The organism is bacterium, assembly GCA_035281585.1.
Taxonomy (GTDB): domain Bacteria; phylum UBA10199; class UBA10199; order DSSB01; family DSSB01; genus DATEDP01.
Window position 1 is genome coordinate 1 of the sequence record DATEDP010000009.1, and the last position, 9,071, is coordinate 9,071.

At 58.3% G+C, this 9,071-nt stretch carries 11 protein-coding genes, 1 tRNA gene and 1 pseudogene; 2 read left to right on the top strand and 11 right to left on the bottom strand.

All coding sequences use genetic code 11. The features are described from left to right. Positions 1-49: 49 nt before the first annotated feature. The 11 genes and pseudogenes from VJR29_00305 to VJR29_00355 form a co-directional block, all read right to left on the bottom strand. Positions 50-132 (bottom strand) — tRNA-Leu (locus VJR29_00305). Between the two features lie 216 nt (positions 133-348). Then, complete coding sequence (locus VJR29_00310) at positions 349-1,644, bottom strand: hypothetical protein (GenBank protein ID HKY61836.1); 1,296 nt, start codon at positions 1,642-1,644, stop codon at positions 349-351. Positions 1,645-1,765: 121 nt separating this feature from the next. Then, positions 1,766-2,119, bottom strand: coding sequence for a hypothetical protein (locus VJR29_00315; GenBank protein HKY61837.1), 354 nt, complete (start codon positions 2,117-2,119; stop codon positions 1,766-1,768). Positions 2,120-2,128: 9 nt separating this feature from the next. After that, positions 2,129-2,569, bottom strand: a complete 441-nt coding sequence (locus VJR29_00320; GenBank protein HKY61838.1) for a hypothetical protein — start codon at positions 2,567-2,569, stop codon at positions 2,129-2,131. After that, on the bottom strand, positions 2,551-2,994 hold the full coding sequence (locus VJR29_00325; protein HKY61839.1) for a hypothetical protein: 444 nt from the start codon (positions 2,992-2,994) through the stop codon (positions 2,551-2,553). Before VJR29_00325 ends, VJR29_00320 begins: the two co-directional genes overlap by 19 nt. Positions 2,995-3,005: 11 nt before the next feature. Then, on the bottom strand, positions 3,006-3,761 hold the full coding sequence (locus VJR29_00330; GenBank protein HKY61840.1) for a hypothetical protein: 756 nt from the start codon (positions 3,759-3,761) through the stop codon (positions 3,006-3,008). 76 nt (positions 3,762-3,837) lie between these two features. Then, on the bottom strand, positions 3,838-4,224 hold the full coding sequence (locus VJR29_00335; protein ID HKY61841.1) for a hypothetical protein: 387 nt from the start codon (positions 4,222-4,224) through the stop codon (positions 3,838-3,840). Positions 4,225-4,394: 170 nt separating this feature from the next. After that, on the bottom strand, positions 4,395-5,339 hold the full coding sequence (locus VJR29_00340) for a hypothetical protein (GenBank protein ID HKY61842.1): 945 nt from the start codon (positions 5,337-5,339) through the stop codon (positions 4,395-4,397). Between the two features lie 220 nt (positions 5,340-5,559). Next, positions 5,560-5,997 (bottom strand): annotated as a pseudogene (gene msrB, locus VJR29_00345) (peptide-methionine (R)-S-oxide reductase MsrB). Positions 5,998-6,168: 171 nt separating this feature from the next. Further along, complete coding sequence (locus VJR29_00350) at positions 6,169-6,876, bottom strand: spondin domain-containing protein (GenBank protein ID HKY61843.1); 708 nt, start codon at positions 6,874-6,876, stop codon at positions 6,169-6,171. 11 nt (positions 6,877-6,887) lie between these two features. Then, on the bottom strand, positions 6,888-7,919 hold the full coding sequence (locus VJR29_00355; protein HKY61844.1) for a hypothetical protein: 1,032 nt from the start codon (positions 7,917-7,919) through the stop codon (positions 6,888-6,890). Between the two features lie 98 nt (positions 7,920-8,017). Between VJR29_00355 and VJR29_00360 the strand changes: the two genes are divergently transcribed. Next, positions 8,018-8,653: a sigma-70 family RNA polymerase sigma factor gene (locus VJR29_00360; GenBank protein HKY61845.1), complete on the top strand. Its 636-nt coding sequence runs from the start codon at positions 8,018-8,020 to the stop codon at positions 8,651-8,653. Continuing rightward, the gene (locus tag VJR29_00365) at positions 8,643-8,921 is read left to right on the top strand and encodes a zf-HC2 domain-containing protein (GenBank protein HKY61846.1); all 279 of its coding nucleotides are present in this window, start codon (positions 8,643-8,645) and stop codon (positions 8,919-8,921) included. Before VJR29_00360 ends, VJR29_00365 begins: the two co-directional genes overlap by 11 nt. The last annotated feature ends 150 nt before the right edge of the window (positions 8,922-9,071 follow it).

The following is a 9,071-nucleotide window of genomic DNA, read 5'->3' on the forward strand; positions in this document are numbered from 1 at the left end:
CGATCTGAACTTTCACGAATTCCTCTTACTTCCTGCAGACTTAAACAAGTGCGAGAGGGGGGACTTGAACCCCCACGACCTTACGGCCACTAGGTTCTAAGCCTAGCGTGTCTGCCATTCCACCACTCTCGCGATGGGGCTAAATTGTCTTATTTTCAAAGGCCAGGCTTGTCCAATGATTTGTGGGAAGTAGCGGATCTTTATGGGAATTTGGGGAATTGCCTAGGGCGGGAAGGCGACCTGGGAAATTTACTCCGTCTTCACTTAGCTTCACTTAGTTCTGTCTTCCGATTCCTGCTACGGCTGTCAAATCCCCCCTGCCCCCCTTTTTCAAAGGGGGGTTAAGATTTACTTGGGGCCGGGTTGTGGTTCGGGACCGGGGATCGGCGGGGGATCCGGGTCCTTGGGCGGAATCACCACCACCGGCCCGCCGAATTTGTTCAAGCCGTAGACGAGGATTTTCTGGAGGTCGGGCTCGCCGTAAGGCTTGATCTCGACTTCGGTGATGCAAGAGTCGTCGTGCGGATCGACATAGGATTGAGGGTCGGGCTCGCAGGCGTTGGGAATCCCCTTCCCCTTCAGGTAACGGCCGGGGTTGTCGATGGTCGGCGGCTGGCAAGGGTTGGGTCCCTCGGGGTTGTAGCGCTTGAGCTGCTCGCAGCGGGCCACCCAGGCATTTTTCAAGGCCTCTTTGTCGATCTTTTCCCCGCAAGCATAGCCTTGCTCGGGATCGACCAAGATCAGGCCCGGATCGGGGCAATGGTTCATCTTGGCTTGAAGCTGCTGGCATTCGAAAGCTCGCCATCCGGTGCGGTGGCACTCCCATAACAATTCCCGGGCAGCCTGCAGCGCCTGTTCGCAAGCCGTCTCCCCTTCGACGGTTCGGCTGGAACCTTTCTGCTTTTTGTTGGGATCCTCCTCGGCTTTCTTGCCTTTTTCGATCGAATCGGCGGCTTTCTCTTGGGCTTTCTTGTAGGCCTCGTCGTACTTCTCCTGGGCTTTTTTGACTTCCTCATCCGCTTTCTTTTTAGCCTCCTCGTCGCCTTTTTTCTTGGCTTCATCTTGCTGCTTCTTCGCTTCCTCGAGCTGTTTCTTGGCCTCCTCGGCCTTGTCGTGGGCGTCCCAGAATTCCTTCTTGGCCTGCTCCGCGTCCTTGACCGCTTGCTCCTTCATCTTGAAGGAGTCTTCCTTGGCGTAGCCGTGAAAATGCTGGGGATCCCCGCCCCAAGTGTATTCGCCCTTGCCCGGCCACTTGCCGACGCCGGAGCTGCTCTGGCCGATTCGGGGATCGCCTTGGCCGCAAGCCGCCTGCACCTGGTAAGGATCGTAATATTCCTTGGCGCCCGGCCCGACCTTGCCGGTGGGCGTGTCGATGACGACCTTGTCGTCTTCGACGAAAAGGTCTTTTTGGTCCGCATCCAGCATTTTTAGGGCGCACTCTTCTCCGGCCTGCTTCAGCGGGATGCCTTGGTAATAGAGGTTGAGGATGCAGGCGTAGAGGCTGCCCTCGGCGAAGACGCTTTTGCTGCTCAGCACCGCGTTGACCGCTTGGTAGTTGGTGGTGGGATGAGGCTTGGAGGGCGGGGAGACGCAGTGGCTGAATAGCGCAAAACCGAGAAGAACCGGAAAAATGGCCTTCCGCATAGGACCTCCCCGCATGGTCCCACGACTCTTCTTGGGAAATACGGTAAGGCTTCAGCGGGCCTCGGTCAAAGGGAGATTTCTTCTGCCGCTTAATTCCCAATTAAGATCGATGAGCGGAAATTTACTCCGTCTTCCGATTCTGTTCGGCGCTTTCCAGGAGGCGATCGGCGATGGTCTCGTCGTAGGCCCAGCCATATTCGATGGAGAAGTCGTGGGCTTGGTAGAGGGCTTCCTTGGTGCCTTCGACGTCGCCCTCGATGGCTTTCGAGGCAGCGGTATGAAGATAACGGTCGAACTCAACCTGGATCGCGTGGTCGTAAAGCTCGAGGAATTCCTCGTCCCTGAAGCCGGCGTCGACGCCAAAAGGGCCTTGCTTGATGGCCTCGGCCTTTTCCTGAGCCGCAAAGAAAAAGGCGGCGGTGGCATCGGGCAGCGCTTTTTCCGCCGCTTCGCGCAGCTCGGGGCCAAAATCCACGGCTCCACTTCAAACCCAAGCTTTGATGGAGCCGCGGGCGCAATAGGCCCGCAAGCCGACTTGAAGGCGAGAATATTCCCAGATGTCGCCGATTTGAAGTAAAGCCTTCTCTTGCAAAGCGTTCATGGGTCGGCGAAGCAAGGGGTGAGTTTTGAAGGCCTCGTAAGTCTCATACAGCTTCCCCAATCTATTCACCCGGTTGTAAATCGCCTCGGTCATCGAAAGGGGCAGATGGTGGAGGCCGCGAACGACCTTGTCGAGACCAATTCTCAACATAATCGCCGAGACTTGTGGCGAATATTCCAGAATCTCTACGCCGTTCTCGTCGAAGATTTTATCGGTCTTCGAATCGTAGCGGTCGTTCTGATTGACGTCGTGAACGACAATTTTTCCGATGGTGTACTTGCCTTGCGGGGATTTGGGTGGTGGTGTCACTGGCTTCGTTTGCATTTTTCTTGAAGAACTTGGTGCTCGATGTCGGGGTTATCGGTGGCCACGCTGGCCTCCATGGTCTCGGGGGCTACGAAACGAAGGCCAGCCCGCAAGACCTTGAAAGCCAAATGACCCGGAACAAGATCCCAAGAATCCGTCCGGTAAACATTGGCTTCATCATAAGCTCGATTCGTGACTTCGCGGTTCACCACCTTTTGCTCGGGAGTCGCGTAGAAGTGCTCCTTCCACGTCGAGAGCCGAAAGGGAGAGCTGGAGACGATCGCGCGAAACTGCTTTCGGGGGTCCTCTTGAACCGGGGGCGGACAATAAACCTTAGTGTCTTGATATTTCCCATCCTCCGAAACGAGCCCATCTTCCAGTACTCTCGCGAAGCGCACGAAAGGCAAAAGATCGATGGCCTTTAAAGGAACTTTATTAGACATAAAAATTACTCCTACCATTTATATTCCCAATGAAGATCGATGAGCGAAAGCTTGCTGGCGGACTCGGGCGGCGTGGGATTGAATTTGGGATTCTGCTGCAAGTACATCAACAGCCCGAAGTTGCCGTCACCGAAGAACATGCTCTCCTCGGTCTTTTCCAGGGAGATCGACAGCTCTTTGGCGATGAGACGGGCCCGCTCCAGATGGCGGTTTCTCGCCTGCAAATCGCCTTGCCGGTTGGCGGCCTTGGCGGACTTCAATTCCTTCACGCAGTTGAGCGCCAGATCCAGCTTCTCGGAGGAAAATTCCCCCTTTTGGGCGTAGTAAAGCGCCAACTCAATGCTGTTGTGCGCCGCCCACAAGTCGCCGTTCGCCAAATGCTTGATCCCTCGCGCCAGCGTCGCCTGGCTGACCTCGGCGAAATTCTTCCGCACGATGGCAAGGTCCTTCGGATTCACCTCAATGCCGGCGGCTTTCGCATGCGACTGGGCGATATCGAGGCCGACGATGAGATGGATACCGTCGGTGTTTCGACGGAAGACCTGCTGGATCTTCTCGACGTATTCGTTCAACTCCCGGATCCGCGTCCCCACCGGAATCTTTTGAATGCCCAAGGCGGCGAGGGCCGGAGCGACCTGCTCGGCCGGGAGGTGCCCATTGCGACTGACGACGGCGATAGATTCGCCGGCCTCGATGGTCTCGGGATTCCCATCGCGATTTTGGATGACGACTAACTCAAGAGTGTTCGAAATCAGCGGCGGGGCCATAAGGCTCCTTCCTCGAAGGAAAAGGAATGAACTTTGCCGAGCTTGAATTGGCTCATGGGAATTTACTCCGATCCCTTCACTTTCTTTTGCTGATTTCGCACCGGGCGGTATCCGACTCGCCACCATAATCATTCCACCAACGTTGGCCGGAATAGCTGTAGCAAGAAACGTCGAATCTCTTCGCGTAATTTCGGTGGGTCCAATTGAAGAAATTCTGATGTTGTTCGTCGCACTTCAAATTGAGGTAGGACTGAAAGTACAAGGATTTGTCGCATTCAAATCCGACTTGGACTTTCGATTGGTTTTCGGCGTTCTCCATCGCTCGAACTCGACGCTCGGTCGACTCGATCAAGTCCTTGCCGATGATCTTCTGCTCCAATTGCTCCGGCGTTTCCTCTTCGGAACTACATCCAGCGACCGCCAAACCTAAAATAGCTCCGGCTCCAATGATATAAGGCAACATTCAATTCCCCCTTCTCAATAGACAGAAATGTCCACGATGAATCCTTAAAGCACAAACGATGCCAAGATATATTATAGGAATTTGTTGGATTTTTCTTGATCGTCGCCGCGTTAAAGTTCGCAAAATGTGAATTAGTAACGCGTTCCTGCTTGTAGAGAGTTTGTCGAGAACTAGGCGCTGTAAAGCTCGATCTCTTCGTCGAGCGGCTCCGAGCTCTCGCCCGTCTTGCGCCCACTAATCTCATCATAGACCTTGATGTCGGTGACCCAGCCGAAAAGTCCCAGGCCTTGGAGCAATTTCCGGTGGAGGTCGAATTCCCACCAGCGTTTTCGCACCGACATGTAGCCCATGTGGGCGTGGTGGTTGTTGTGCCAGGAGACCGCCCCGCCGCCGTGAATGAAAGCCATCAAAAAGCTATTGGTCGAGAAATCCTTGGTCGAATAATTGCGGTAGCCGATGGTGTGATTGATCAAGTCGACCGCGTTGACCAAATAGATGGTCAAGAAAGCCCGGACGAAGACGCCGTAGACCAGGTAGCGCAGGCCGTTCAGCCAATCGACCGGGCCGCCTTGGGCAAAGGGAATCAGGGCCCCGCCGGCGAAGCAAAGCAGCCCCCAAAACAGCTGAACCAGGTGAACGTGACGATCCAAGAAAACGTGAAAAGGATCGCGGGCCAGGTCGGGCGCCAGATGGCGGTAGAGCTCGTAGCGGGTGAAGCCGTAGGGCATGCGCCAGTACCAGCCCAGCAGGGCGTGGAAATAGCCGTGGATCGGCGAATGGGGATCGAGCTCGGTGTCGGAGTAACGGTGGTGGACCCGATGCATCGCCACGTAGCGGACCGGGCCGGCGAAAGGCCCCCGCCAAGTCAGCGTTCCCATCAAGGCTCCGAGGTGCTCCAGCCAGAGCACCGCCCGGTAGCTTCGATGGGTGAGCCCCATATGATGGAAGAGTCCCATCGAGTAGCCGAAGATGAACATGAAGGCGACCGCGAAGAAAAAGGCATCCCACGTGAACAAGAAGGGCGCCACCCCCAAGGTCATGATGTGGACCGCGATCACCTGCGTTAGATTGGACGGAACAAAGGTACGGGCCGCATGGCCATCGACCAGCTTCACTCGCCTAACCCCCTTAAACCCCCAAACTCTTGTTTCTTTGCAACGAGGGTAAGGAGGGGATTCTCTCGCTGTCAATGCGGGCAGCGGTAGCTGGCCGGAAAACCCCGTCCCACAAGGCTTTGCGGGAGAAGATTCTTATGCGAACGGGAGGCGGAGCGCCGTTCTGGTTAAAATATGTCCAAAAAAATACCGAAAACTGTAATACAAATCCCTACGCCGTTTATTTGGAAAACAGCTTCAGGTACTCGCCATAGCCCTCTTTCTCGAGGTCTTCCTTGGGGATGAACCTCAGCGACGCCGAGTTGATGCAGTATCGCATCCCGCCCGGTCCGGGGCCGTCGGGGAAGACGTGGCCCAGGTGGGAATCGCCTTCCTTGCTGCGGACCTCGGTCCGGGGCATCAGCATCTTGTAGTCGGTCTTCTCGACGACTTGCTCCGTCTTCACCGGCTTGGTGAAGCTGGGCCAGCCGGTGCCGGAGTCGAACTTGTCGGTGGAGCTGAACAGGACCTCACCCGAGACGACGTCCACATAGATCCCCTCGCGATGGTTGTCCCAATACTCGTTCTGGAAGGGCCGCTCGGTGCCTTCGTGCTGGGTGACCTGATACTGCAAAGGGGTGAGCTTCTTCTTTAAGTCTTGGTCGGAAGGTTTCACAAAGACTCCTTTTTGGATGGGCTGGCCGGGCTGGGACACGGCGCAAGCGCTGAGCAAGATTAACAGGGATAAACCGAAGAAGGTCATCGATTTTTACCTACGAAAGCTAATTGGGTTTGGATGTCCCCTAAAACAAGCCCCCGCCTTCATAGGCGGGGGCTGGGGCTTCTATGTTTATTGGCGGGTGAAGGTCAGGGTGGCGACCGGCACCAGCTTCCCATCCTTGAGGAAATGGGGGTTATCCTTGGCCAAATGAGTCGGCTTCTTGGGTTGGTTATCCATGTCCGGCGCCTTGTAGGTCTGGCCCTCGTCGCCGCCCGAATCGTAGGCATAAAGAGTGACTTGGCGGCTCTGGACCCACTGACCCTGCTCTTTCAGCGGGATGTCCCGGGCGCCGGCGAACCAATCGGGGCTGGGCGCGATCATGGCCACCACCGAAACCATCGGGTTTTGGTCGTTCGCCTGAAGCGTCGTCTCGACGTTCTGGCTGAAATCGCGGAGCGGTCCGCTCTCGAAGAGGAAGCCGGCCTCGCCCTTGGCGATGGCGCCTTGGATCTCCTGGTTCAACGGGTCGTGCTTGCCCTCCTCCGAGAGCCGCTCGAGGCCGGGACTGGGCAGCTTCCCCTCCTGATAGAGCTGGAAACCCTGGCCGTGGCTGGCGCCGATGAGGCCCGAGAAATGGGGGCCGCCGACGATCGCCGCCGGCGGGTATTCCAGCGGGAAGTTCTGGGCGGTCCATTGGCTGGTGAAGCTGACTTTATAGACCACCTCTTCCGGCGTCTTGGCCAAGGCTTGCGAGGGGATCGCCTGCTGGCAGGCGCTGAGCGCGAAGCCGGTGAAGGCGATCAAGGCTGAAGCGATGCGGTTTGGAATGGGAAACATGGTCATCTCCTTTATGGATGGGTGTTGAAAGTCAAAACGCCTTGGTTCTGGGCGGCCACCACCACCTTGTCGCCGGCCAGGGCGACGCCGGTGGCGCGGGTCTCGCGCGGCAGCGCGATGCGGCGCAGGACCTTGGGATCTTGGGGCGAGCCGAGGTCGAGGATCAGCAGGCTCGGCTCGGGCGAAGCGCCAACCACCGCGGCAAAACGGCCTTGGGCGTCGACGTTCACCGCCGCCAAGCCCAGCTCGAGCCTGCGGCGCAGCCGGAGCGCTCCCTGCGAATCCACCTCGAAGATCCCGAGGCCTCGGCCGTAGGCCAAGAGCAGGGTCTCGCCGGCCCAAGCACCCTCGATGGGGAAATTGGCCGGCGTCGCCCCGCCGGCGCTGAAGCCGGCGCCCTCGAGCTCGAGCTTGGCTTGGACCTGGAGACCGAGGGGCATGGAGTCGAGCTTCAGCGTGGTCAGGCCGAAACGGGGGCCGACGAAATGGGAAGAGACGACGGCGCCCTTGCCGTCGGGCCGCAGCAGGATGTCAGGCTGGCCGCGGCCCAAGTCGGCGAAGACGATTTCGGATCCAAGCCGGCCTTGGGCATCGTAGCGGAGCAAGGAAAGGCGCGAAGTCCCGCCCGAGACGATCACCTTGCCCGCCGCCGCCGAGACGCCGGAGAAGGGGCCGACGTCGATCTCCCGGGGCTGCTCCACCAAGCGGGGTTGCGCCGGATCGGCCAGCGAGTAGACCGAGAGATGCCCCGGAATCTCGGCGTCGAGGACGAAGAGCCAGCCATCGGCGACGGCGAGGTCGTCGACGCTCCCGCTGCCCCGGGGCGGAGCCAGCGTTTCCACCTTCCGGCCGCTGGCGAGCTCGACGATGGCCAGACCCTCGCCGCCCAGGCTGGCGTAGGCGTAGGGCCCCTGGGCCACGACGTTGGAGGCGGCGCCGGATTCGCTCCGGGGGTAGGCCAGGGCCTGGAAACCCAGCGCGATCCAATTCCAAAAGCTCAGGACCAGGAGGAAGGATATCAGGAGGAGCAGCTTGCTTTTCATGGGGTGCCTCGTTCGCTTTCTTGGCGGGTACGATGAGGCGGGGAGGCAAAAGTAACGGTGGAGGCCAAATAATTTCCGGGATAAATTGATTTCGAGCCATGGAAGAGACGCTTGGAAATTTTTCAGCGGGGGCCGGTAACTTTTCCCGAGCCGGCGCATCCGACGATGAGGCCGGTTTCGTCGAAGCCTTGGCCCGACGCGAGGAATGGGCTTTCCGGGAGTTCTTGAACGTCTATTCGGACAAGCTCTACCGGCTGGCCTTCCGCTTCCTGCGCCAAGGCGAAGAGGCCCAGGACGTGCTGCAAGAGGTGGTGAAAAAAGTCTTGGAGAAGATCGAGAGCTTTCGCGGCGAGGCCAAATTCTCGACCTGGATCTATCGGGTCACGGTCAACGAGGCCTTGATGCGCCTGCGCTCCAAGCGCCAAGCGGCGACCGTCTCCTGGGAAGAGATCCTGCCGAAGTACGAGGACGGCGTTTACATCGACCCGAACCGCGACTGGTCGAAGCTGCCCGAAGCCCGCTTGCAGGAGAGCGAGGCCCGCGAATATCTCAAGCAATGCATTCAGCAGTTGCCCGAGGATTACCGCGCCGCCTACCTGCTGAAAGACGTCGAGGAGCTCTCGGAAAACGAGGTCTGCTCGATCTTGGGCCTCGACAAGTCGGTGATGAAGGTGCGGGTCCACCGGGCCCGGATGTTTCTGCGAAAAAAGCTCGAGGAGCGCTATGTCGATTAGGAGCAAGATCAGCCGATTCATCGACCGCAGCCTGGGCCTGCCGACCTGCGAGGAGGTCGAGGCTTTGGCCTACGACTTCCTCGAAGGCCGGCTCGATCCCAAAATCGAGAAGGCCCTGCTTCGCCACCTCAAGCTCTGCCCGCCTTGCGTCCGATTCATGGAAGCCTACCGCAAGACCCGGGCCGCCGGACCGGAGGCTTCGCCGCCGCCGCTCGATCCGGTTTTCAAGGACCACCTGCTGGAGCTGTTCAAGAAAGATTCCAAATAATCCCCGGCAAAAAAGGCCCGCCGCTCTCGCGACGGGCCCTGCCTTTTTAACCCTTTTTCGGATTCAGGGGGTTTCAAGCATGTTGAAAAAGGATTTTTGCATGCGCGGCGTCAGCATGGTCCAGACCACGACGCTGCCCTGCCGGATGAG

What these genes read in the sequence shown, in the direction of transcription:
- VJR29_00310 (HKY61836.1), bottom strand. Translation starts at nt 1,644, where the DNA reads ATGCGGAAGGCCATTTTTCCGGTTCTTCTCGGTTTTGCGCTATTCAGC.
- VJR29_00320 (HKY61838.1), bottom strand. Translation starts at nt 2,569, where the DNA reads ATGCAAACGAAGCCAGTGACACCACCACCCAAATCCCCGCAAGGCAAG.
- VJR29_00325 (HKY61839.1), bottom strand. Translation starts at nt 2,994, where the DNA reads ATGTCTAATAAAGTTCCTTTAAAGGCCATCGATCTTTTGCCTTTCGTG.
- VJR29_00330 (HKY61840.1), bottom strand. Translation starts at nt 3,761, where the DNA reads ATGGCCCCGCCGCTGATTTCGAACACTCTTGAGTTAGTCGTCATCCAA.
- VJR29_00335 (HKY61841.1), bottom strand. Translation starts at nt 4,224, where the DNA reads ATGTTGCCTTATATCATTGGAGCCGGAGCTATTTTAGGTTTGGCGGTC.
- VJR29_00350 (HKY61843.1), bottom strand. Translation starts at nt 6,876, where the DNA reads ATGTTTCCCATTCCAAACCGCATCGCTTCAGCCTTGATCGCCTTCACC.
- VJR29_00355 (HKY61844.1), bottom strand. Translation starts at nt 7,919, where the DNA reads ATGAAAAGCAAGCTGCTCCTCCTGATATCCTTCCTCCTGGTCCTGAGC.
- VJR29_00360 (HKY61845.1), top strand. Translation starts at nt 8,018, where the DNA reads ATGGAAGAGACGCTTGGAAATTTTTCAGCGGGGGCCGGTAACTTTTCC.
- VJR29_00365 (HKY61846.1), top strand. Translation starts at nt 8,643, where the DNA reads ATGTCGATTAGGAGCAAGATCAGCCGATTCATCGACCGCAGCCTGGGC.